This window comes from Rhodovulum viride, from assembly GCF_003265965.1.
In the GTDB taxonomy this organism is placed as follows: domain Bacteria; phylum Pseudomonadota; class Alphaproteobacteria; order Rhodobacterales; family Rhodobacteraceae; genus Rhodovulum; species Rhodovulum kholense.
On record NZ_MUAV01000008.1, the window covers coordinates 1 to 21,263 of the forward strand.

At 65.3% G+C, this 21,263-nt stretch carries 25 protein-coding genes; 10 read left to right on the forward strand and 15 right to left on the reverse strand.

What is annotated here, in order from left to right:
- The 6 genes from BYZ73_RS08345 to fliF form a co-directional block, all read right to left on the reverse strand.
- Positions 1–925: HAMP domain-containing protein (locus BYZ73_RS08345; RefSeq protein WP_146746274.1), on the reverse strand; the 925-nt coding region annotated here is incomplete at its 3' end.
- 26 nt (positions 926–951) lie between these two features.
- Positions 952–1,692 carry a hypothetical protein gene (locus BYZ73_RS08350; RefSeq protein WP_245943092.1) on the reverse strand — a complete coding sequence of 247 codons (741 nt, stop codon included), beginning with the start codon at positions 1,690–1,692 and terminating at the stop codon, positions 952–954.
- 309 nt (positions 1,693–2,001) lie between these two features.
- Positions 2,002–2,739, reverse strand: a complete 738-nt coding sequence (gene fliP, locus BYZ73_RS08355) for a flagellar type III secretion system pore protein FliP (protein WP_108027511.1) — start codon at positions 2,737–2,739, stop codon at positions 2,002–2,004.
- 5 nt (positions 2,740–2,744) lie between these two features.
- Positions 2,745–3,038 (reverse strand): FliM/FliN family flagellar motor switch protein, encoded by a 294-nt coding sequence (locus tag BYZ73_RS08360; RefSeq protein WP_108027512.1) that lies wholly within the window; start codon positions 3,036–3,038, stop codon positions 2,745–2,747.
- Positions 3,031–3,633, reverse strand: a complete 603-nt coding sequence (locus BYZ73_RS08365) for a FliH/SctL family protein (RefSeq protein WP_108027513.1) — start codon at positions 3,631–3,633, stop codon at positions 3,031–3,033. The genes BYZ73_RS08360 and BYZ73_RS08365 overlap by 8 nt, the downstream gene beginning before the upstream one ends.
- Entirely contained in the window at positions 3,633–5,327 is a 1,695-nt protein-coding gene (gene fliF, locus BYZ73_RS08370; RefSeq protein WP_342768201.1) for a flagellar basal-body MS-ring/collar protein FliF, read from the reverse strand. Before fliF ends, BYZ73_RS08365 begins: the two co-directional genes overlap by 1 nt.
- Positions 5,328–5,405: 78 nt before the next feature.
- On the opposite strand from fliF, the gene BYZ73_RS08375 reads away from it, so the two are divergent.
- The 9 genes from BYZ73_RS08375 (at position 5,406) to BYZ73_RS08415 (ending at position 15,118) form a co-directional block, all read left to right on the forward strand.
- Positions 5,406–5,915 carry a flagellar basal body-associated FliL family protein gene (locus tag BYZ73_RS08375; protein ID WP_245943093.1) on the forward strand — a complete coding sequence of 170 codons (510 nt, stop codon included), beginning with the start codon at positions 5,406–5,408 and terminating at the stop codon, positions 5,913–5,915.
- 10 nt (positions 5,916–5,925) lie between these two features.
- Complete coding sequence (locus tag BYZ73_RS23770; RefSeq protein WP_245943094.1) at positions 5,926–6,387, forward strand: hypothetical protein; 462 nt, start codon at positions 5,926–5,928, stop codon at positions 6,385–6,387.
- Entirely contained in the window at positions 6,384–7,001 is a 618-nt protein-coding gene (locus tag BYZ73_RS08385; protein WP_112315626.1) for a MotE family protein, read from the forward strand. The genes BYZ73_RS23770 and BYZ73_RS08385 overlap by 4 nt, the downstream gene beginning before the upstream one ends.
- 64 nt (positions 7,002–7,065) lie before the next feature.
- Complete coding sequence (gene motA / locus BYZ73_RS08390) at positions 7,066–7,935, forward strand: flagellar motor stator protein MotA (RefSeq protein WP_108027516.1); 870 nt, start codon at positions 7,066–7,068, stop codon at positions 7,933–7,935.
- Complete coding sequence (locus BYZ73_RS08395) at positions 7,932–10,349, forward strand: hypothetical protein (RefSeq protein ID WP_112315627.1); 2,418 nt, start codon at positions 7,932–7,934, stop codon at positions 10,347–10,349. Before motA ends, BYZ73_RS08395 begins: the two co-directional genes overlap by 4 nt.
- A 491-nt stretch (positions 10,350–10,840) precedes the next feature.
- Complete coding sequence (gene flhA / locus BYZ73_RS08400; RefSeq protein WP_108027518.1) at positions 10,841–12,928, forward strand: flagellar biosynthesis protein FlhA; 2,088 nt, start codon at positions 10,841–10,843, stop codon at positions 12,926–12,928.
- On the forward strand, positions 12,925–13,695 hold the full coding sequence (locus BYZ73_RS08405) for a flagellar biosynthetic protein FliR (protein ID WP_112315628.1): 771 nt from the start codon (positions 12,925–12,927) through the stop codon (positions 13,693–13,695). Before flhA ends, BYZ73_RS08405 begins: the two co-directional genes overlap by 4 nt.
- Positions 13,692–14,771, forward strand: a complete 1,080-nt coding sequence (locus tag BYZ73_RS08410; protein ID WP_108027520.1) for an EscU/YscU/HrcU family type III secretion system export apparatus switch protein — start codon at positions 13,692–13,694, stop codon at positions 14,769–14,771. Before BYZ73_RS08405 ends, BYZ73_RS08410 begins: the two co-directional genes overlap by 4 nt.
- Entirely contained in the window at positions 14,771–15,118 is a 348-nt protein-coding gene (locus BYZ73_RS08415) for a hypothetical protein (protein ID WP_108027521.1), read from the forward strand. The genes BYZ73_RS08410 and BYZ73_RS08415 overlap by 1 nt, the downstream gene beginning before the upstream one ends.
- A gap of 20 nt (positions 15,119–15,138) precedes the next feature.
- On the opposite strand, the gene BYZ73_RS08420 is transcribed toward BYZ73_RS08415, so the two are convergent.
- From BYZ73_RS08420 to BYZ73_RS08460, 9 genes are read right to left on the reverse strand one after another with little or no spacing between them, the layout of a single operon-like run.
- Positions 15,139–15,684 carry a flagellar basal body-associated FliL family protein gene (locus BYZ73_RS08420; protein WP_112315629.1) on the reverse strand — a complete coding sequence of 182 codons (546 nt, stop codon included), beginning with the start codon at positions 15,682–15,684 and terminating at the stop codon, positions 15,139–15,141.
- 8 nt (positions 15,685–15,692) lie between these two features.
- The gene (flgH, locus tag BYZ73_RS08425; protein ID WP_108027523.1) at positions 15,693–16,430 is read right to left on the reverse strand and encodes a flagellar basal body L-ring protein FlgH; all 738 of its coding nucleotides are present in this window, start codon (positions 16,428–16,430) and stop codon (positions 15,693–15,695) included.
- 15 nt (positions 16,431–16,445) lie between these two features.
- Positions 16,446–16,883 carry a flagellar basal body P-ring formation chaperone FlgA gene (gene flgA / locus BYZ73_RS08430; RefSeq protein ID WP_112315630.1) on the reverse strand — a complete coding sequence of 146 codons (438 nt, stop codon included), beginning with the start codon at positions 16,881–16,883 and terminating at the stop codon, positions 16,446–16,448.
- Complete coding sequence (flgG, locus tag BYZ73_RS08435; protein WP_108027525.1) at positions 16,883–17,668, reverse strand: flagellar basal-body rod protein FlgG; 786 nt, start codon at positions 17,666–17,668, stop codon at positions 16,883–16,885. The genes flgA and flgG overlap by 1 nt, the downstream gene beginning before the upstream one ends.
- Before the next feature lie 19 nt (positions 17,669–17,687).
- Positions 17,688–18,410 carry a flagellar hook-basal body complex protein gene (locus tag BYZ73_RS08440; protein WP_108027526.1) on the reverse strand — a complete coding sequence of 241 codons (723 nt, stop codon included), beginning with the start codon at positions 18,408–18,410 and terminating at the stop codon, positions 17,688–17,690.
- A gap of 3 nt (positions 18,411–18,413) precedes the next feature.
- On the reverse strand, positions 18,414–18,680 hold the full coding sequence (locus tag BYZ73_RS08445; protein WP_112315631.1) for a flagellar biosynthetic protein FliQ: 267 nt from the start codon (positions 18,678–18,680) through the stop codon (positions 18,414–18,416).
- A 4-nt stretch (positions 18,681–18,684) separates the two neighbouring features.
- Positions 18,685–18,975, reverse strand: coding sequence for a flagellar hook-basal body complex protein FliE (fliE, locus tag BYZ73_RS08450; protein ID WP_108027527.1), 291 nt, complete (start codon positions 18,973–18,975; stop codon positions 18,685–18,687).
- Between the two features lie 11 nt (positions 18,976–18,986).
- On the reverse strand, positions 18,987–19,379 hold the full coding sequence (gene flgC, locus BYZ73_RS08455) for a flagellar basal body rod protein FlgC (protein WP_075784565.1): 393 nt from the start codon (positions 19,377–19,379) through the stop codon (positions 18,987–18,989).
- A 21-nt stretch (positions 19,380–19,400) separates the two neighbouring features.
- Positions 19,401–19,790 (reverse strand): FlgB family protein, encoded by a 390-nt coding sequence (locus BYZ73_RS08460; protein WP_112315632.1) that lies wholly within the window; start codon positions 19,788–19,790, stop codon positions 19,401–19,403.
- 84 nt (positions 19,791–19,874) lie between these two features.
- Between BYZ73_RS08460 and BYZ73_RS08465 the strand changes: the two genes are divergently transcribed.
- Positions 19,875–21,236, forward strand: coding sequence for a FliI/YscN family ATPase (locus BYZ73_RS08465; protein ID WP_112315633.1), 1,362 nt, complete (start codon positions 19,875–19,877; stop codon positions 21,234–21,236).
- Positions 21,237–21,263 lie beyond the last annotated feature (27 nt).

Sequence of the window (21,263 nt, forward strand, 5' to 3'; positions counted from 1 at the left end):
TATCGACCGTCGCGTTGAAATCGCTCCGCAGCCGCTCGTAATCCTCCGCGAACCGCTCGTCGATCCGGCTCGTCAGATCGCCGCCAGACAGCGCCTGGAGCGCGCTGGCAAGACCTTCGATCGCTCTCGTCTGGTCCGCCCGGGCCGCTTCGCGCCGCATTTCGGCAGCTCTCATCTGACCCAAATCGCCACGCAGGCTTTCGAGGCTGCGGGCGAGTTCGCCGATTTCGTCGGCACGGTCGGTCATGGGAATTGCATTGTCGAGATCCCCGCGCGCCACGTCCCCCATGGCAGCGCAGAGTGTGCCGAGAGGACGGCCGAGCATGCGGCGCAAAAGTGCCGTGGCCGCAAAAAGCAATCCCAGGAACAGACCCATGGTCACGACCATGCCTGGCGCCGCATTCCGAAAAACGGCTGTTACTGCACCTTGCGCAGTCCAGACAGCCCCCACCGCTCCGACAGTTGCCTGATTGGGTCCGAATTTAACCGGCACGACCTGGACAAGCCTTCCCCTTTGGAAGACGGCTTCCCCTGAGGAAATCGCCTGGAGAGCCATTTCCTGCAACTTGGCGGCGGCTTCTGTATCCCCGGGGCCGGCTTGGGCGATGCTTTCTGCATCGGCGTTCCAGACGCCGAGCGCCACCGCCTTGTCGCCCGCGCGCTGAAGCTGACCGTTCAGGTCCTCTTCGATGGCTTCAATGTTCTTGAAACGCAGATGCGGACCCAGATTCGCGGCGCTGCCAACAAGAATCGACTGTAACTCTTCGCCAAGCGCATCGCCGACAATATCCAGCGCGCTTCGCGTGGCGAAAGTGGCCAGGAGGATCGCAACGACGAAGGTCGTCGCCGCGATCAATCCCGAGATTCTGATTAAAATCGAGCGTCTTGGAAGGGACGCCAGGGCGGCGGAAGCTCCGTTCGGCATTGGCGCCACTCCTTTTTCCGGGTTGATCAGAACAGGGCCGCGCCGTCGACCGCGACGGTCATCGCGCCGATGGGCGCCCCACTGTCCGGGTCGACGAGGGTGAAGGAAATCTGTGCCTGATAGCGTTGGGTTGACTCATCCAGCTCGATCTCGCCGAAATGGACGGCGTCGGGGCCGACCGAATAGGTCATGGAGTACTTGTCCTCGTCGCCCTGCCAGTAATCCGAGGTGACACCCGATGTCGCGACGTTGAGGCCGCGCGCATCCATCACGATCACTTCTGTCACCTTGCCATTCGAGGCATCCACCTGGCTGCGCAGGAACTCGGCCGCCGCATTGTCGGTGACCGCCGAGATCAGATCCGAAGAGCCGCTGTCGAGTTGAGCCCGCCAAGCCGCATCGAGTTCGTCGATCTTTTCCTGCGAATAGCCGCCGGTGACGGCATTCTGAGCCTCGACCGCCTCGATCACGACCGGCGCCGCGGCCCATGGCCGGATCGCATTTTCCAGAAAGGCCGCCATCGCAGCGTCGCCATCGGCGGCGGGGGCAGGGGCCGCGAACAGGAGGCCGGCAAGGAGCGGGAAAGAGAAGGCTGTGCGGATCATGGTATTCCTTTCGCTTCGGCAGCGGCCGGGACCGTCCCGGTTGCTTAAGAAATACGAGAAAAGACCCAACGGCAGCTTAATCGCGACATGTCGACACATCCCACAATTGCGTTTTTCACGTGACCGGCCGGACTGGCCCAATGACGCCCAGGCGGCCTTCAAGCCATTGTTCTGGAACCCCCAACAGGCAAGAACGTCGCAGGGTGAGCGACCAACGCCGAAGGCATTCCCGAGCCACGGGCGAATGCCGGGACTCGTTTGTCCGCCGACCTGGCGTCGGCCATATGGCAAAAAGGAAAACGAATTCGGGACTGATTCGGAGCCCGGGCTTCGCCCAGATCGGCGGTCCTTTTCAGAAGGAATGCAAAGGATGATCGGAGCCCCTGGGTCGCCCAGAAACCGAAAGGCCCGTTTCCGAGGAAACGGGCCAGGGCAGAAATGAAACGCTTGCAACCGGGACAACGGCGCGGCTCAGCCGCCCGGGAAGTACCCCCGCACCAGGGCCTCCGAAATCAGGCTCCAGCCATCGGCCACGACGAAGAAGGCCAGCTTGAACGGCATCGCCACCACCGCGGGCGGCACCATCATCATCCCCATCGACATCAGGATCGCGGCCACCACGAGGTCGATGATCAGGAACGGGAGAAAGATCAGGAACCCGATCTCGAACGCCCTCTGGATCTCGCTGAGCATGAAGGACGGCACCAGAAGCGACAGCGGCGCATCCGAGATCGCCGCGGTGGGATCTGCCTGCGGCCGAAGCGACAGAAGCCGCTCGTAGGTGTCGGCATCCGCGCGGCCCGCCATGAAGGTTCGGAACGGATCGAGGATCCGCGGGATCGCATCGTCGATCGGCAGCGTCTCGTTCATCATCGGCACCACACCGGCCTGCCAGGCCTGGGTGAAGGTCGGCTCCATCACGAAATAGGTCAGGAACATCGCCAGGCTGACAATCAGCATGTTGGGCGGCGACTGTTGCAGCCCGATGGCCTGCCGCAACAGAGACAGGACCGTCACGATGAAGGGAAAGCAGGTGAGCATGATCGCCAGGCCGGGCGCCAGGCTGAGCACGGTCACCAGCAGGATCATCTGGACCCCGCGCCCGGCCAGCGACCCGCCCTCGCCCAGCGAGATCGAGATTTCCTGCGCCTGGGCCGGTACGGCCAGGGCAAGCAGGATCAGAACGGCCGGCAGCAGGCGCTTGAGCATAGCGGTCAGGCCCCCGAGACGGTGTCGATGATTTCCGTCAGGCGCACGGCAATCTGCCCCGCCTGGGCGCCTTCGACCTCCTGGAGCTCGCCGCGGGCAATCAGCCGGTCGCCGATATAGAGCTCGACCGGATCGTCGATCCGGCGGTCGAGCGGCAGCACCCCGCCGCGGTCGATCTGCAGCAGATCGCGCAGCAGCGGGCGGGCCTTGCCGACCGAAACGGTGATCTCGATCGGAACCTGATCGAGGAACTTTGCACCGAGGCCTTCGCCCGGCGCGTCGGAAGATGTGTCAGCCATGGCGGCGTGCCTCCTCTTCGGTGGTCATGAAGTCGTTCAGCGCGCTGCGGATTGCCGCCAGCATGCCATCAATGTCGATCTCGCGTTCCCCGGCCCCGCCGCGAAGCAGCGCCTGCCCGGGCCCAAGGGTCGCATCGTCGACGATCTGCAACGGCAGGCCGGGATCGGCCCCCGCAAGCTCTTCGAGCGCGTCGCGATTTTCCGGACAGACCCGAAGCTGAAGCGGCGCGTTGGCCTCGGCCTCGGCCAGTTCAAGTGCAATCTCGACGACCTTGCGGGCGAACCCGTGTCGCGCGAGCTCGGGCAGGACACGCTCGACCATCGCGGTCAGAAGCGGCTCCAGCGCCTCCATCACATGGGTGCGCGCCTCATGATAGCTGAACGACAGGTCCTGCAGAGTCTTCTCGAAATCCGCGCCGATCCGCGCGCGCGATTCCGCCTCGGCGGCAGTGGCATCGTCCCAACCCGCCCGGTAACCTTCTTCATAGGCATCGAGCCGGACCTGCTGGGTGTCCTCGACCGGCAGGTCGGGCTCGCGCTCGACCTTGGGCCTGGCGCCGTGATTAGAGAAATCCTCCAGCAGCAACCGTGACATCACGCCTTCTCCTGCCGCTCTTCCATCCAGCCGCGCAGGATCGCAATGGACTCGTCGCGGCGGCTTTCGATCAGATCGCGCAGACGGTCGACCGGGCTATCGCTGCCGCCGCCGAAGCCGTCCATGCCCAGAGGTTCGTCCGAGAAGTCCGACGGATCGATCGAGGCCATGGTCATCGCAGGTAGCCCGAGATCGCCAGGCAATCCGCCAAGATCGTCCTGCGGACCGTCGGCCGGATCGATCTCGCCATTGAGCCAGGTCTGGTCGGCGCCTCCGACCGGCGCGGGCAATCCGGCAACTCCGGCCCTGCCGTTGCTGGCCAGGATGGGACGGACGACGAAGAGACCGAGGATCAGTGCGACCACGGACAGCACCGCCAGCTGGATCAGCGTCAGCGGATCGAGCGTGAACTCGCCAAAGAGACTGCTTTGCGGGCCGGTGCCCTCTTCAGCGAGCGGCTGGAAGGGCATCGACTTGATGGTCAGCGCGTCGCCGCGCTGTTCGTCGAACCCCGCCGCCGAGGCGATCAGTTCGCGCAGCGACTCGAGGTCGGCATCGGGCAGCGGCTGCCAGGTCTCGGTGCCGTCCGCAGCAGTCGAAGTCACGCCCTCGACCAGAACAGCGATGCTCAGGCGCCGGATCGCGCCCGGCGCGCGCAGGATCTCGCGTTCGGTTTCGGAGACTTCGTAATTGACCACTTCCTGGGTCTCGGTTTCCTTGTGCTGGGACGACCGGTCCGAGTTCCCCGCACCGTTCGGCAGGTTGCTGGCCACGGTGACCGAGCCGCCATTGGTATCGCTGGAGGTGGATTGCCGCTGCTGGTTGTTCTGGCTGATCGCGACACGGCCCTCGGGATCGATGATCCGTTCGCGGATCGACTCGCGCTGGGTTTCGGTATCGACACTGACCTCGACGATGGAGCGACCGGGTCCGAGCCTCGCGGAAAGCAGACGCTCCAGCCGCCCCTTGAGGATCTCGGCACGGTCGTCGCCCGCGGCGGCAATACTCGATTCGTCAGCGACAACAGTCCCGGTGGTCCCGTCGATCACCGACACGTCCTCGGGCCTCATGCCCGAGACGCTGGAGGCCACTAGGTAACGGATCGCCTTCGCCTGGGCCGCGGAAATCGACCCGCCGGACGGGGTCACGGTGACCGCGGCCGAGGGCTGCACGTCGCGGGCGAAGGGGCGCGCGCTTGGGGTGGCGATATGCACGCGCGCCGTCCGGAACTGAGAATTGCCGGCGATGGTACGCGCGAGTTCGCCTTCCTTGGCGCGCCAGTATGCCGCATCGAACATCTGCGATGTCGTGCCAAAGCCCGACAGCCCGTCAAGCAGTTCATAGCCCGCCGATCCGTTGGCCGGCAGCCCGTCGCTGGCCAGTGTCATCCGCAGCGAGTCGCGCTGGCTGCTGTCGACATAGATGGCCGGCCCCCGCACCTCGTAGGCGACCCCCGTCTGGTCGAGCGCGCGGATCACGTCCCCTGCGGCCGAAGTATCGAGCCCGGAATATAGCAAGGCCATGCGAGGCGACGTGGCGACGCGCGACAGCGCCAGTACGGCCGCAAACATGGCGACGGTGGCGATGACCACGACCAGCCTTTTGCGTGGGCTCAGCCCGGTCCAAACGGACAACAGCTGCTGCAACTGAGTTCTCCCATTCCGGGGGGGGCTTCTGCCCCGTTTCTGCCGCACATCCTTCGCAGGCCCGGCTTAACAATCGGTTAGCCCTCATCCGGCTATAGAGGGAGGGACACAGAAGGAGCCCAGGACATGGCTGCGACCGATATGGCCGAAGCGGAAGAACCCGCAAAATCCTCAAAGAAGCCCCTTATCATCGGGGTCGCGCTTGCTCTCATCCTGGGAGGCGGGGCTTTCTTTGCGTTGTATTCGGGCATGATTCTCGGGGGCGATGCCGGGGCCGATGCGGGACATGGCGGTGGCGGAAAAGAGGGCGCCCATGGGGCCGAATCGGCGCCGCTCGACGTGGCCTTCGTCCCGATCGAGCAGATGATCATCTCGCTCGGGCCCGACGCCCAGAGCCGTCACCTTCGCTTCGAAGCCCAGCTGGAAGTCGTGCCCGCCTATCAGCAGGAAGTGACGTTGCTGATGCCCCGCGTCCTCGACGTGTTGAACAGCTACCTGAGGGCGGTCGACATGGCGGAGCTCGAAGATCCGACCATGCTCATTACCCTCCGCGCGCAAATGCTGCGCCGGGTGCAGCTCGTCACCGGCGACAACCGGGTGCGCGATCTGCTTATCACCGAATTCGTGCTGAACTGAGGAGAATCCCATGGCGCTGATCTCGGACATCCTGCTCATTGCCGGGGCACTCGGAGCGACGCTCTATTGCTATGTCCTGGCGAGACGACTGCGGCGTTTCAATGACCTGGAAAAGGGCATGGGCGGTGCGATTGCCGTCCTGTCGGCACAGGTCGACGACATGACCAAGGTCCTCAAGGGCGCCCAGTTCTCGGCGAAAAGTTCGACCGACAGTCTCGAAGGCCTGACCGGCCGCGCCGAAGATGTCGCACGAAGGCTCGAGCTTCTTGTCGCGGCAATGCATGACCTGCCCGACGACGCTGTCTCCGACGCCACCCGGAAAGCCTCGCAGCCCGCGCCCGCCGCAGAAGCGCCGAGACCGGCCGCCCCCCAGACGGCCGCCCCGAAGCCCGCCGCACCGGCTTCGGCCGAGACCGGCGACACCGAACCCACGGTCCTGTTCCGCCGCAACGCACGGGAGGCCGCTGAATGACGAAGTCCTCGCGATCGAAACGGGCCAGTGGCGCCGTTCTGCCGGTTGTCGCCGGACTGTTTCTGGCCTCCAGTCTGATCCGCTTCGGCGACGGCACCGCGCAGGCCCTGGCGCAGGAATTGCGGGGCATGGCCGAACATGCCGCAGCCTCCGACCACGGCGGGGCCGCAGACCATGGGTCCGCGGCCGATCCCTGCCCGCCCCCCGCGGACATTGCGGATCTGCTGAACGCTCTGAAGACCCGCGCGGCCGAACTGGACGCGCGCGAAGCCGAGCTCGACGACCGGGCCGCAACGCTGGATATCGCAGGGGAAGAAATATCAAGGCAGATGGCATCGCTTCAGGCCGCCGAGGATTCGTTGAAATCGACCCTCGCACTGGCCGATCAGGCGGCCGAGAACGACGTTGCGCGCCTGACCGCCGTCTACGAAAGCATGAAGCCCGAGGAGGCATCGGCGCTTTTCGCGCAGATGGACCCGGAATTCGCGGCAGGATTCCTCGGGCGAATGCGTCCCGATCTTGCTGCCGCGGTGATGTCCGGCCTCGATCCGAACGTCGCCTATTCGATCAGTGTGATCCTGGCGGGACGGAACGCCCGCGCCCCCAAAGAGTAACCACACCTTGTTAACCCGGGTCTGAGACTGTCCCCAACAAGGTCAGAGTAGCGGAGCACCATCCATGATTGGTATCGTCGGGATCATTCTCATCTTCGTGATGGTGTTCGGCGGCTACGTAATGGCAGGCGGCAAGATGGGTATCATCTTGCATTCGCTGCCCTTCGAATTCGCGATGATCGGCGGAGCCGCAGCAGGTGCTTTCGTGATCAGCAACGACATGGCCGCCATCAAGCACACGATCAAGGATATCGGCAAGGTGTTCAAGGGTCCCCACTGGAAGCCCGACGACTATCGCGATCTGTTGTGCCTGCTGTTCGAACTGATTCGCGTCGCCCGTCAGAACCCGCTGGAACTGGAAACCCATATCGAGGCGCCTGCCGACTCGGCGATCTTCGGGCGCTATCCCAAGATCGTGGCCGACCACGAGGCCGTCGATCTGATCTGCGATACGCTCCGTGCCGCAGGGATGAACTACGACGATCCCCATCAGGTGGAGGAAGTCCTTGAAAAACGCCTTGAGGCGCATCTTCACCACTCGATGCACTCAAGCCATGCCCTGCAGTCCGTTGCCGACGCCCTGCCCGCTCTCGGCATCGTCGCCGCCGTGCTGGGCGTGATCAAGACCATGGGCTCGATCGACCAACCGCCGGAAGTGCTTGGCAAGATGATCGGCGGCGCGCTGGTCGGAACGTTTCTGGGCGTGTTCCTCGCCTACGGTTTCATGGGGCCGTTCGCGTCCAAGCTGAAGGTCGTGGTCGAGGAAGACGCGCATTTCTATCTGCTGATCCGCGAGGTTCTTGTCGCCAACCTGCACAACCACCCCCCCGCGATCTGCATCGAGGTCGGCAGACAGAACACCCCAGGCGGCAGCCGTCCCAGCTTCTCCGAACTGGAAGAGGCCCTCAAGGCCTCGAAACAGGAGGCGGCATGAAGGCCCGGCACGTCGTACTTGCCCTGGCCCTGCTTGCAGGGCCACCGGCGTTCGCCCAGCAGGTCGAGATCCGGTCTGGCGAGCATCCCGACTATTCGCGCCTCGTGTTCGAAACCGACGCGCCCCAGGCCTGGGCGCTTGGACGCGGACCGGACGGTTATCTGCTGAAATTCGACAATCCCGGCCTGCGGTTCGACCTGGGCGGCGTCTTCGACCGAATGCCGCGCCAGCGTCTCGCCGACGCGGCACTGGTCGCGCCCGGTCTCGTCTCGCTCCGCGTGGGTGCAGATGCTCACGTCGAGGCCTTCGAACTGCGCCCGGGGGTTCTCGTGCTCGATTTCCGGACCGGGCCGGCCCCGGACGGCTCTCCGTTCGAGGCCGCACTTCTGCCTCCCGTTTCAGAGCCGGCCTCTCCCCCGTCCCAGGCGCCGGAACCGCCCCAATCGGCGGCCCTCCCCGAGCCCGCGGCGCCCCCCGACACTGAGCCTCAAGACGACGACCCCGCGACCGCTGCCACCCCTGCGCCGCCACCGGCCGAACGCACCGATAGCGCGGCTCTGCGCCTTCCGATCGATCTGGAACTCAGGTCGCCGCTTTCGTCTTCGACCGGAATCAAGCCTCCGGCGGCGATGGTCGAGAAATTGCTAGAGCCGGAAATCCCGCCCGCCGAAACCGATCCCCGCGTCGCGATGATGCAGTCGGAACTGATGAAGCAGATCGGGCGTGCCACGGCACAGGGTCTTCTTGAACCCGCGGTCGACATCCCCTCGGTGGAGGAGTCGCACGCGTCCAATGAACCCCATGGCGATACAACCGCGCCCGACCATGGCGCCGCGGAGCATGGACAGGCGGAAACGCCCGAGACCGAACATCATGCGCCCTCCGATTGGCGCAACATGCGGGTCGAAACCAGCATGGATCTCGGGCTCGACTTTCCCTCGGGCGAAGACCCTATCGCAGCCGACGGCACGCGGTGTCTGTCCGACAGCAAATTCGATCTGAATGGATGGGGCGGGGATCGCACGCCGGGCGAGGTCATTGCCGAAAAGCGCGCGGCGCTTCTTGACATGCGGGATGCGACCGATCCGGCGGGTGCCGTTGGCCTTGCCCAAGCCTATATCGCCTTCGGGTTCGGAGCAGAAGCCCGCGCGGTCCTGAGCGTGGCCGGGACCGACGCGCCCGACGTGCCCTTGCTGCGCGAACTGGCTGCAATTGTGGATAACGGCCAGGCGGATAACCCCGAGTTGTTCGACGGGCAGATGTCCTGCCCAACTCGTGCGGCGCTCTGGGCGGCGCTGGCAAGGCCCGTACTGGGCGATCTGTCGGATCTCGATCGCACCGCCTTGCTGGAAAGCTTCTCCGAACTTCCGATCCATATCCGCCGCCATCTCGGTCCGACGCTGGCTGAACGGTTTCTGGCCGCCGGCGATCAGGCGACCGCCCTGCAGATCCGGAATGCAGTGGCGCGTACCGGCGAGAGAGGGCGCACCGAAGATCTCACCATCGTCGAGGCGCAGATCGAACTTGCCCGCGGCGCCGACGACAAGGCCGACCGCAAGATCGAGGAAGTCGTTTCCTCCGGAGGCCAGGGCACGGCAGACGCTCTCGCCCTCCAGATCGAAACCGGACTTGGCCGCGGCCAGGTTCCCTCGGTCGATTCGTTAAAGCTCGCTGAATCGCTCGCCTTCGAGCGCCGCGGGACGGCGAGCGGTACACGACTGCTGACGCTCGCGATCCGGGGCTACGGCGCTCGGGGCGATTTTGAAACAGCTTTCGCCATGCTGGCCCATCACGGCCTTGAGGCCCAGACGGAACTGGCTTCAGAACTGCTCGAAGAACTCACACAGCGAGGTTCGGACGAAGCCTTCATGCGCGAAGTCTATGCCGGCGCGATGACGCTTCCCGATCTTTCCGCCGACTCCGAAGCCCGTTTGTCCGTAGCGGATCGGCTGACCAAGACGGGTTTCCCGGACCGCGCGTCCACGATCCTTCAGCCAGTGACGCCCAGAGGAACCACACGCGAACGCCTGGTCCGCGCCCGTCTTGCCCTTGCACAGGCGCGCGCAGGAGAAGCCCAGCAGTACCTTGCGGGCATCGAAACGGCAGAAGCCGACGAACTGCGCGCCCAGATCGCTCAACGGCAGGGCAATCTTCAGTCGGCGGCCGACTTTCTTGGCGCAGCGGGTGATTCCGAAGCGCAATCGGCAATGGCCTGGCGCGCGCGCGACTGGACCGGTGTCGAAACCTTGGGGGGGCCGGAAGAACGCGCTTTCGTCCAGACCCGGCGCGAACAGGAACCTGCGCCGATCTCCGACGAACCGAGCCTCGCGGTCGCCCGCGATGCACTTGGCGCAAGCGAAACAATGCGCGATCGGCTGAAGGCTCTTCTGGACCGCCCGGCCGCTCGGAACTGACCGGAACTGACCGGAACTGACCGGAACTGACCGGAACTGACCGGAACTGGAGCGCAGACATTCAGCCTTTGTCAATTCCTACCCCATAGGCTGGCTAAAAGTTAGAACGAATTGAGTGGGCCAGAATGGCACATGTTCCTTGGCTGCGCGTGCCAGATGGCCGCGAAACAATGACCTGCACCGGACCGTCACAAGCGCGCCGACAGCCGCCTCGACGGGCAATTTTCCTGCAACTGACCGGAGCTGTCCCTGACGGACACCCCGGCCCAATGCCAGCGCAATTTGCCCCGCATCTTTCTGGCCGGTCCAAGACGAAAGGTCCAGCGAGTGGACCAGGGACCGGCACAAGACCGTGCCGACCCGTTTCCAGCTTTGAGATCGCAAGCCCCATCACGTCGTCGCAAACGGATCGGCACCGCTCCAAGCCCATGACGTATGGCTTCCGAAAGCCCGGCGATCTGCCGCTTTTCCGCCCGAAAGGGATCTGACCCATGCCCGGCTTTTCGATTTCCGAGATGTTCCGTCCGACCATCCTGATGGCCCTCGCCCTTATGGCGATCATCGTCATGATGGTCCTTCCGATGCCCGCCTGGGTTCTCGACATAGGCCTCGCCGCCTCGTTCTCGATCGCGATCCTGATCTTCACGGTTACGCTTTTCATCGAACGCCCGCTCGATTTCTCGTCCTTCCCGACGATCCTGCTGGCATCGCTGATGCTGCGGCTGTCGTTGAACGTGTCCTCGACCAAGCTCATCATCGGCCAGGGCCACACCGGCACCGGCGCGGCGGGCGACGTGATCGAGGGGTTCGCCATGTTTGTCATGGGCGGCAACGTCTTCCTCGGGCTCGTGGTGTTCGGGGTGCTCATGATCGTGAACTTCATCGTCATCACCAAGGGCGCGGGGCGGATGGCCGAGGTCGGAGCCCGCTTCGCCCTTGACGGGATGCCTGGCAAACAGCTTGCCATTGACAGCGACATGGCCGCCGGCGCCATCGACCATGCCGAAGCCAAGGCGCGCCGCGAACGCGAACAGGCCGAGACAACGTTCTTCGGCTCGCTTGACGGTGCGTCGAAATTCGTCAAGGGCGACGCGGTGGCCGGCCTGCTGATCACCCTCCTCAACCTGTTGATGGGACTCGCAATCGGCGTGATCATGCATGGCATGCCGATTGGTCGTGCCTTCGAGACCTACGCCATCCTCACCGTCGGCGACGGCCTCGTCAGCCAGATTCCGGCGGTGATCATCTCGATCGCTGCGGCCCTTCTGCTGTCGCGGGGCGGCACCACCGGTACCGCCGATTTCGCAGTCTTCAACCAGCTCGGCAAGCATCCGGCGGCGCTCGGCACGGTCTCGGTGCTGCTGGGGCTCTTTGCGCTGGTGCCCGGCCTGCCCTTCGTGCCCTTCATCGCCGGCAGCCTCGTGCTGGGGATCGCGTCCTTCACCCGTTGGCGCGCGATTCAGCGCGAGGCCGCGAAGGCCGCCAAACCCGAGGTCGCCGAAAAGATGGAACCGGCAAACCGCATGGGTGACCTGCTCGACCTTGACGACATCCACCTGGAATTCGCCCCCGACCTGGTCGGCATGGTGCTCGATCCGTCGACCGGGATCGAGGCCCGGATCGTCTCGATGCGGCGGCACGTGGCCGAAAGCTACGGATTGATCCTGCCCGAGATGCGCCTGACCGACAACGGCGCCTTGCCTCCGGGCACATATGTCGTGCGGATCCAGGGGGTTGAGCAGGCCCGGGACCGACTGCGGCCCGATCAGGTTCTGGCATTGCAGGCGGGCGATATCGCGCTTCTGCCGCGGGGCGAAGACGTGCGGGAACCAGTCTATGGCGCGCCGGCGCGCTGGGTGTCGGCGGACCGGCGCGAAGAACTGGCCCTGCAGGGCGTGACGGTCGTCAACGCCTCCGAAGTGCTGGCCACCCATCTGCTGGAAGTCATCAAGAACAACTTCGCCCGGCTCCTGACCAACAAGGCCCTGCGCCAGATCTTCGACGAGTTGAAGAACCTGTCCGATCAGACCCGGGCACAGGCCAACCGCCGGATGATCGACGATCTGGTGCCCGACAAGGTTCCGCCCGACCTGCTGCTGGCAGTGCTCAGGCTGCTGCTGGACGAGCGGGTCTCGATCCGCAACATGCCGCTGATCCTCGAAGCCATCGCCGAGGCCCGTCCGAGCCATGTCGGTGCCGAATCGATCTGCGAACATGTGCGCCGCCGCCTCGGTTTCCAACTGGTGGCCGAACATCGCCGCGAGGATGGAACCCTGCCGCTTCTGCAACTTTCGCCGGAATGGGAGTCACGCTTTTCGACCTATCAGGTGGGCGGCGAGACCGGGGTGCCCGACGTCGCCCTGCCCCCCGAAGATTTCAACCGCCTGGCCAGCGCGGTTTCGGAAAAACTGGCCAAGGCGGGCGAGAACGGCATCTTCCCGGTGATCGCCACCTCGGGCCGCCGCCGTCGTTTCCTGCAGATGGCGCTGTCGGCCAAGGGCATCGCGGCACCGGTCCTGTCCTTCGAGGAAATCGGCACCAATTCGCGCCCGGCGCTGGTCGGCATGGTCGCGGCATGAGCCTCGAACTGGCCCCGGCGCTCGAGATCTGGCGGCCTCTGACAATCGCGGCCTTCCTTGTCTTCCTGAGGGTCGGCGCGATCATGGCCATGCTGCCCGCCTTCGGCGAGCGTGCCGTGCCCACCCGGGTGCGACTTGGCCTTGCGCTTGCCTTTACCGCGGTCGTGGCCCCGGCGGTCGCACCGCGGCTCATCGAGGCGCCGCCCTCGCTGGCGATATCCTTCGCGACCGAAACCGTGATCGGCCTGGCGCTGGGGCTGGTGCTGAGGATGATGATCCTCGCGCTGCAGATGGCGGGTGAGATCGCCGCGCAAGCCACGTCGCTGTCCCAGATCCTTGGCGCCGCATCGATGGACCCGCAACCGGCCATGGGGCGGCTGATGCTGATGGCAGGGCTGACGCTTGCGGTGATGTCGGGGCTTCACGTCCGCGCGGCCGAGGCGATGATCCTGTCCTATGACCTGCTGCCCGCGGGCCGGTTTCCCGACGCGGGCACCCTGGCGGATTGGGGCACCGGCAGCATCGCCAGGGGCTTCGCCCTGGCCGCGACGCTGGCCATGCCCTTCGTCATTGCCTCGCTGATCTATAATCTGGCGCTTGGCGTCATCAACAAGGCCATGCCCCAGCTGATGGTCGCCTTCGTCGGCGCCCCGGCTATCACGGCCGGCGGGTTGATCATCTTGCTGCTCGCGCTGCCGCCGATGCTGACTTTCTGGCAGGATCGGCTGTTGACGGTCTTTGCCGCCCCATTCGGAGCGGGTGGATGAGCGACGAGGACCCCGGCGACAAGCAGTTCGAGCCGACACAGAAAAAGCTCGACGACGCACGCCGCAAGGGCGAGATCGCGCGGTCGGTCGATATCAATACCGCCGCAGTCTATGCCGGTTTCGCCATTACTGCGATGGCTTTGGGCGGCGCCAGCCTAATCCGCATGGGAGAACTCGGCGCGGGCATGATCGGCCAGGCCGACCGCCTGGCCCCAATGCTGCTTGGAGGTCACGGCACTGCCCCCACGGGTGGACTGATGGCCGAGTTCGGACTCGCCGCCTTGCCCTGGCTCGGGATCCCGGCCATTGCGGCACTCGCGGCCATCCTTGCGCAGCGCAGCTTCGTCGTCGCGCCCGACAAGCTGATGCCCAAGCTTTCGCGGATCGATCCGATCGAGACCGCCAAGAACAAGTTCGGCCGGTCCGGGCTTTTCGAGTTTACCAAAAGCACGGTCAAGCTGGCGCTTTATACCGTGCTTCTGGCGCTCTATCTCGGTAAGCACTTCGAAGAGATGCTGGGGACGATGTACCTGTCCCCGGCGATGGCTGCGGCCAAGCTCGTACGGATGTCGCTGGAGTTCCTGACCGTGGTGGTCGCCATCGCCGCCGCGATCGGCGCCATCGATTACCTTTGGCAGGTCGCCGAGCATCGCCGGCGCCACCGCATGTCGCTTGAGGAATTGAAGGAAGAGCTCAAGCAATCCGAAGGCGACCCCCATATCAAGCAGCAAAGGCGCCAGCGCGCGGTCGACATCGCGACCAACCGGATGCTGCGCGACGTGGCCGATGCCGATGTCGTGATCGTCAACCCGACCCATTATGCGGTTGCGCTGAAATGGGACCGAAAAAGCCGTGGCGCCCCGGTCTGTGTCGCCAAGGGAGTGGACGAAATCGCCGCGAAGATCCGCGAGGTTGCGGCCGAGGCCGGGGTTCCGATGCGGCGCGACCCGCCGACGGCGCGCGCCCTTTATGGCAGCGTCGAGATCGGCGACGAGATCAAACCTGAACATTACAAGGCCGTGGCCGCGGCGATCCGCTTTGCGGAAGAGATGCGGACCAGGGCGAAGGGGCTGTGATGGCAGAGCGCGACGACCGACCCGAACGCCTGATGCAGATCGGATCGATTCTGAAGGATGCGGCGCTGGGCCGGCTGCGGATGGCCGCCCAGGACCGCCGCCGGATCGAGGCCGCCATCGAAACGCTGGACGACGAGGCCCGGCGCGCGGCGGCCGATGACGACATCGCCGTACGAGCCGTCATGGACGGCAGCCGGATGCTTCGACATCAGCAACGACGGACCGCGCTGAATGCCCAGTTGGCCCGGGCGCGGGCGCAGGAAGCGATATTGATGAAAGAGGCGGCACGGACCTTCGGGCGCGACGAGGCGCTGCGCGGTCTTTTCGACCGGACGCGCCGCCGCTGAGGCGCGTCCGTCATGCGCGCTCAGGCGTCCTGGCGCACCAGGTCTGTAATCAGGATATCGGAGACGATCCGGCCGAGCACGCTTTGCGACGCTTCCAGAAGCGCCCGGCGCAGCAGAGTGAGATTGCCACTTTCGGTGAAGGCGCCATCGAAACCGCCGGCATTGGCGTGATCGAACAGGACCTGCAGAAAGGCATCGCGCAGCCGGGGCTCTCGCTCGAAGACGAATTCGCTGCTTCCCGAAGGAACTTCGAGGCTGATCGACATCACGACCAGCGCCGCCACCTTACCCGACCGGATGACCGGAACGACGAACTGGTTGCTCAGCTTGGCATATTCGGGTCCTGCCGCCTCGTCGTCGCCCGACGCGCCATGTCCGGCGGTCGAGGATGCGGCATCGCCATGAGCTTCGGCGGCCGACGCATGCGCGCCGTCCCCCGGAGCACCTTCGGCCGCGGTGTGATCGATTTCAGCCGGAGGGGGGGGCGCAGGTTTCAACAGGAACCCTGCCCCGCCTCCGACTGCGAGACCGACGACCGCGATGATGACTGGTAGAAGCTTGCCCATTTCAGGTCTCAGAATGGCAGCACGATATCGGCAATCTGATGGCCGATACGGGGCTGTTGCACGTCCATGATCTGACCGCGGCCGCCATAAGAGATCCGGGCCGCCGCAATCTTGTCATAGGTGATCTCGTTCTGGCGCGAGATGTCCTCGGGCCGGACATAGCCGCTGACCAGAAGCTCGCGCATCTCGAAGTTGACCCGGACCTCCTGCGAGCCCTCGATCTTCATGACGCCGTTATTCAGCACGTCTGTGACAGTGGCCGCGATCCTGAGCGTCAGCTTTTCCTTGCGCTTGACCGACCCGTCGCCGCTGTGGCTTGAACTGGAATCCGCCTCGACGGCGTTGTCCATGGTCACCCCATCAGGCAGCGCCTTGTTGATCCGCTGCGGAATGCCCAGCATCTGCGGGATGCCCATCGAGGTTGCACCGCTGCGGCTGCGTGAGGTGCTGTTCGAGATTTCGGCCTTTTCGTCGATCTCGATCACCACGGTCAGGATGTCGCCGCGGCGCCCGGCCCGGTGATCGCCCAGAAGCGACTGACGGCCATGGGACCAGAGCGACGAGCTCTCCAGCGGGCTGCGCCGCTCGACCTGCATCGGCAGCGTCTCGCCATCGGTCATCGCATAATAGGCGTTGGAGCCCTCGACCGGCTTGAAGGACGGGGGACGCCCCACCTCCTTCAGCCGGTCGCACGCGGCCGGAACAAGCAGCGCCGTGGCGCAAAGGGCAATGACAAGGGGTCTCATGGACGGAAAGGCTCCTCAGGGTTTCATGCTGGCGCCAACGACCACACTGCCGTCGGGCGCGACAAATCCGGTGACGGTATTGCGCGAGGCGAGGTTCATCACCCGCAGCGCATCGCCCACCCCGGCGCGGTCGAGCGCCCGGGCGTCAGCGGCGATGACAAGTCCCCCGCTCTGGAAGCGCAGGGTCACGATCTGGTTGCGCTCGATGATCGCCGGCGGACCGACATCGGTGACACGGATCGGGCGTCCCGCATAAAGATTGACGCGCGCTTCCTGACCGATGGCTTCTTCGGGTGCGATCAGCGTCCCCGCGACATCGCCTTCGATGACGGCGACATCGCCCGGGCCGAGGATCGTCTGCCCCCGCACCGACCGGGTCGCAACCAGGATGTCGGCACCTGCGGGCACCGGCAACCCGGCGGCCAGGGCAGCAAGGAGGGCAAGCGTTCGCATCAGCGCACCTGTGTCGTCGCGCTCATCATCTGGTCGGCGGCGGTGATGACCTTGGCGTTCAACTCGTAGCCGCGCTGGGCTTCGATCAGTTCGGTGATCTCGCGCACCGCATCGACCGAACTGTCCTCGAGGTATCCCTGGCGCAGGGTGCCAAAACCGTCCACGCCGGCGGTGCCCACGATCGGCGCGCCCGAGGCCTCGGTCTCGACGAAGAGGTTCGACCCGATGGCCTCGAGCCCCTTGTCGTTGGAGAACATGGTCAGGTTGAACTGGCCCAGAAGCTGCGCCGCGACCTGGCCGTCGAAATACGCGTAGACCTCGCCTTCGGAGTTGATCGACAGGCTGCGGGCATCGTCGGGAATGGTGATGCCCGGAACCACCGTATAGCCGTCCGAGGTGACGATCAGCCCGTCGCCGGTGCGCTTGAGCGCACCGTCCCGGGTATAGGCGGACTGGCCCGACGGCAACGTCACCTCAAGATAGCCGCGGCCGTCGACGGCCAGATCGAGGTCGCCATTGGTCTGCGACAGCGACCCCTGCGACAGAATCACCGACACTGACGCCGGACGCACGCCAAGCCCCAGCTGCACGCCGGTCGGCAACACCGTGCCGTCGTTGGCATTGATGGTCCCGGGACGGGTCGCCTGCTGGTAGTGAAGATCGGCGAAATCGGCGCGGCGAGCGTTGTACCCCGTTGTGCTCATGTTCGCGAGGTTGTTCGAGATGACCTCGACCCGCATCTGCTGGGCCGACATACCGGTGGCGGCGATCTGGAGGGCGCGCATGGGATTCGTCCTTTCTGAATCAGCTGCTGGACCCGAGAGTCCGAATGACGTCGCGGACGCGCTCGTCCTCGCGTTCAAGGAATTTCTGGCCAAGCTCATAGGCGTGCTGGACCTCGATCATCCGGGTAATCTCGGTCACCGGCTGAACGTTCGACTGTTCGACATAGCCCTGCAGGATGCTGGTATCTTCCACCGGCTGGGGCGCCCCGCCCGGATCGAAAAGCGTCCCAGCGACATGGGTCATCGCGTTCGGATCGGCGGGAAGATAGATGCCGATCTGGGTCAGGGGGGTGCCGTCTGCACTGACTGTTCCATCGGCGGAAACCGCGAACGAGGCCGCATCCGGCGGCGCGAAGACCGGGGTGCCGCCAGCATCGAGCAGCGCGTAGCCGTCGGGCGACACCAGGTTGCCGGCCGCATCGGGCGTGAAACTTCCGGCGCGCGTCAGGCGCTGGCCCTGGGGCGTGTTGAGCAGGAAAAACCCTTCGCCCTCGATGGCGAAATCGAAGGTGCCTCCGGTCTGCGTCAGCGGCGCCTGTCCCAGATCGGTGACGCGCACATTGGCCTCGGCCATCGACAGGGACCCGCCCGGCCCGTCGACATCGGCGATGTATTCCGAGAAGATCAGCCCCTCGCGGCGATAGCCGATCGTCGAGCTGTTGGCGATGTTGTTGGCGATGCTCTGCATCTCGCGCATCAGGCCCGATTGCCGGGTGAGCGTGACGTAGCCGGTGCTGTCCATCGGTCAGATCCCCGCGATCATGGGGACGATCCGGTCGGTGAAGAACCCGATCAGCGTTTCGGTCATGAACGCCATCGAGACCCAGAACACGATCAGGATCGCCGCAAGTTTGGGTACGAAGGTGAGCGTCATCTCCTGTACCGAGGTCAGGGCCTGAAACAGGCCGATCACCACGCCGGTCACCAGCGCGGCCGTCAGAATCGGCATCGAGATCACCACAGAGATCCAGAGGCCCTGACGCAGGGTGTCGTAGAAGATGAGCTCATTCATGGCGCTAGACCGGCATCCTCAGGATTTCCTGATAGGCCTCGACGACCTTGTCGCGGATCGTGACCGCGGTCTCGATCGCCAGTTCGGTCTGCGCCAGCGCCTGCACGAGAGCATGCGGATCGGCGCCGCCGGTCATCGACGACATCGCGGTCTGTTCGGCGTTCCGGATCGTGTCCGAAAGCCCCTGGGCCGCCGATGCGAAGGTATTCTCGGCGCTGTCTTCGGCATGCTGGGGTTGGGTGGCCGGGCGCGCCGTGGCGTAACCAAGGGCGGCGGCGCTGGATTTCATGTCCATCTCCGTCTCTCCTATCGGCGCAACAGGTCGAGCAGGCCGCGGGACATCTGCCGCGCCTGGTCGAACATTTTCAGGTTCGCCTCGTAACTGCGCTGCGCCTCGCGCGCGTCGGCGATCTCGACAACCAGATCCACATTGGACCCGCTATAGTTGCCCTCGGCATCGGCCAAAGGATGCGACGGGTCATGGATCATGCTCAGATCTGACTGATCCAGCGTCACCCGGCCGGTCTGCACCTCGCCGGTGGGACCGTCCGAAGTCAGCTGGGTCTCGAAGGTTGTCAGTTTGCGGCGATAGCCGGGCGTGTCGGCGTTGGCGATGTTCTCGGACACCAGCCGAAGCCGCGTCGCCTGGGCTTTCAGCCCGCTGGCCGAAAGGCCGAAACTCTGGCTAAGATCGTTCATCTCAGGCTCCTACCATTCTGGTCATCGTTGCCGCCCGAGACTGGTTCTCAGGATCCCGAGCGAGCTTCGGTACACGGCCAGCGCGAGTTCGTGCTGGCGCTTTGTCTCGACCGCCTTCAGCATCTGATCCTCGACCGAGACGGAGTTGCCGTTCGGCTCTTCCGGATCGGACGCGTCAGCGCGCTGTGGGGCATAGGCGGTCGCGCTCCCGGCCAGATGGCCGGGGCGCGTGGCGCGCATGCGCGCGCCCGTGTCGGACCTGCGATAGGTCTTGGCAAAATCCGCGACATCCTGCGCCCGATAGCCGGGCGTGTCGGAGTTCGCGATATTTCGCGCTATGACGGTCTGGCGCGTTCCGGCATGTTCAGCCAGCCCGGACGCCATCCGGAAGATTTCAAGCTTCTCGAACATCGGGGTTTCTCCCTCGGTCTCAAACGATGCTTAAGCTTGATTCCTTTAGAAACCGTAAGTCATGATCGCTTCGGGAGAATCTTCATGCCGCAGAACCCGTTCTCATCGCTGATCGCCCGCATTTCCGCCCTGACTCCGGTGCGGACGGTGGGGCGAGTCGTGGCCGCGGGCAGCGGGACCGTCACGGTGGCGGGCCTCTCCGACAGCGCGGGGCTTGGCGATCTGGTCGAGATCCGGCATGGCCGCGGCCCCCGGCGACGCGGCGAGGTTCTGGCGCTGGCCGAAGGCACCGTCACGGTGCTGCCCGACGGCACGCCCGAGGGTCTGTCGGTCGGCGACCGGGCGGTGCTTCTGGGACCGGGCGAAATCGCGCCGCACAGCTCCTGGCTGGGCCGGGTCGTGGATCCGTTCGGCCAGCCGCTTGACGGTCGGCCGCTGATGCCCGGTCCCACGCCGCGCCCGCTGCGCGCCGCTCCGCCGCCCGCGACCGAACGCCGTCCGCTTGGCGGACGCCTCGGGACCGGGCTTGCCGCATTCGATACCCTGCTGCCGATCGTGCGCGGACAGCGGATCGGGCTGTTCGCGGGATCGGGCGTAGGCAAGTCGTCGCTCCTGTCGAAATTCGCGCGCGGGGTCGAGGCCGACATGGCCGTCATCGCCCTTGTGGGCGAACGCGGGCGCGAGGTGGGCGAGTTCGTCAGCCAGGTCTTGGGGCCAGACGGCATGGCGCGTGCCGTGGTCGTGGCCGCGACCTCGGACCAGTCGCCGATGGTGCGCCGCCGCGCGGCCTGGGCGGCGATGGCGGTCGCCGAGCATTTCCGCGATCAGGGCAACCACGTTCTCTTTCTGGCAGACTCGGTGACCCGCTTTGCCGAGGCCCATCGCGAGCTGGCACTGGCGGCCCACGAACCGGCCGCGCTTCGCGGCTATCCGCCCTCCACCGCCCAGGCGATCATGTCCCTTGCCGAACGCGCCGGTCCCGGGGTCGCGGGCAGCGGCGACATCACCGCGGTGTTCTCGGTCCTCGTTGCCGGGTCGGACATGGAAGAACCCGTGGCGGACATTCTGCGCGGGGTTCTGGACGGGCATATCGTCCTCGACCGCCGCATCGCAGAGCGCGGAAGGTTCCCGGCGATCGATCTGCTTCGGTCTGTCTCGCGCAGTCTGCCGCGGGCGGCGACCGGAGAAGAAAACGCGCTGATCGCACGGGCACGCCGGATGCTGGGCGCCTATGATCGGGCCGAAATGATGATCCAGGCCGGGCTTTATGCCGCCGGATCCGACCCGGAAATCGACGCAGCCATCGCGGTCTGGCCCGCGCTTGATGCGTTCCTGTCCGAAGACGCTCCTAGCGGCGTCGCCGAGAGCTTTGCGCGCCTTGCCGGAACTCTCGAAACCGCAAAGCCCGCGCCGGTCAAACCGGGGCTTCGCACGATCCGGGGCTGAGCGCGCCCACCGAGCCGGAGCGGGACC

Excerpts from the sequence above, each read along its gene's own strand:
- BYZ73_RS08405 (WP_112315628.1), top strand. The coding sequence starts at position 12,925 with ATGAGCCTCGAACTGGCCCCGGCGCTCGAGATCTGGCGGCCTCTGACA.
- BYZ73_RS23770 (WP_245943094.1), top strand. The coding sequence starts at position 5,926 with ATGGCGCTGATCTCGGACATCCTGCTCATTGCCGGGGCACTCGGAGCG.
- BYZ73_RS08445 (WP_112315631.1), bottom strand. The coding sequence starts at position 18,680 with ATGAATGAGCTCATCTTCTACGACACCCTGCGTCAGGGCCTCTGGATC.
- flgH (WP_108027523.1), bottom strand. The coding sequence starts at position 16,430 with ATGAGACCCCTTGTCATTGCCCTTTGCGCCACGGCGCTGCTTGTTCCG.
- flgG (WP_108027525.1), bottom strand. The coding sequence starts at position 17,668 with ATGCGCGCCCTCCAGATCGCCGCCACCGGTATGTCGGCCCAGCAGATG.
- motA (WP_108027516.1), top strand. The coding sequence starts at position 7,066 with ATGATTGGTATCGTCGGGATCATTCTCATCTTCGTGATGGTGTTCGGC.
- BYZ73_RS08440 (WP_108027526.1), bottom strand. The coding sequence starts at position 18,410 with ATGGACAGCACCGGCTACGTCACGCTCACCCGGCAATCGGGCCTGATG.
- flgA (WP_112315630.1), bottom strand. The coding sequence starts at position 16,883 with ATGCGAACGCTTGCCCTCCTTGCTGCCCTGGCCGCCGGGTTGCCGGTG.
- flgC (WP_075784565.1), bottom strand. The coding sequence starts at position 19,379 with ATGAACGATCTTAGCCAGAGTTTCGGCCTTTCGGCCAGCGGGCTGAAA.
- fliE (WP_108027527.1), bottom strand. The coding sequence starts at position 18,975 with ATGGACATGAAATCCAGCGCCGCCGCCCTTGGTTACGCCACGGCGCGC.
- BYZ73_RS08365 (WP_108027513.1), bottom strand. The coding sequence starts at position 3,633 with ATGTCACGGTTGCTGCTGGAGGATTTCTCTAATCACGGCGCCAGGCCC.
- BYZ73_RS08375 (WP_245943093.1), top strand. The coding sequence starts at position 5,406 with ATGGCTGCGACCGATATGGCCGAAGCGGAAGAACCCGCAAAATCCTCA.
- BYZ73_RS08395 (WP_112315627.1), top strand. The coding sequence starts at position 7,932 with ATGAAGGCCCGGCACGTCGTACTTGCCCTGGCCCTGCTTGCAGGGCCA.
- flhA (WP_108027518.1), top strand. The coding sequence starts at position 10,841 with ATGCCCGGCTTTTCGATTTCCGAGATGTTCCGTCCGACCATCCTGATG.
- BYZ73_RS08410 (WP_108027520.1), top strand. The coding sequence starts at position 13,692 with ATGAGCGACGAGGACCCCGGCGACAAGCAGTTCGAGCCGACACAGAAA.
- BYZ73_RS08465 (WP_112315633.1), top strand. The coding sequence starts at position 19,875 with ATGCCGCAGAACCCGTTCTCATCGCTGATCGCCCGCATTTCCGCCCTG.
- BYZ73_RS08415 (WP_108027521.1), top strand. The coding sequence starts at position 14,771 with ATGGCAGAGCGCGACGACCGACCCGAACGCCTGATGCAGATCGGATCG.
- fliP (WP_108027511.1), bottom strand. The coding sequence starts at position 2,739 with ATGCTCAAGCGCCTGCTGCCGGCCGTTCTGATCCTGCTTGCCCTGGCC.
- BYZ73_RS08385 (WP_112315626.1), top strand. The coding sequence starts at position 6,384 with ATGACGAAGTCCTCGCGATCGAAACGGGCCAGTGGCGCCGTTCTGCCG.
- BYZ73_RS08420 (WP_112315629.1), bottom strand. The coding sequence starts at position 15,684 with ATGGGCAAGCTTCTACCAGTCATCATCGCGGTCGTCGGTCTCGCAGTC.
- BYZ73_RS08460 (WP_112315632.1), bottom strand. The coding sequence starts at position 19,790 with ATGTTCGAGAAGCTTGAAATCTTCCGGATGGCGTCCGGGCTGGCTGAA.
- BYZ73_RS08360 (WP_108027512.1), bottom strand. The coding sequence starts at position 3,038 with ATGGCTGACACATCTTCCGACGCGCCGGGCGAAGGCCTCGGTGCAAAG.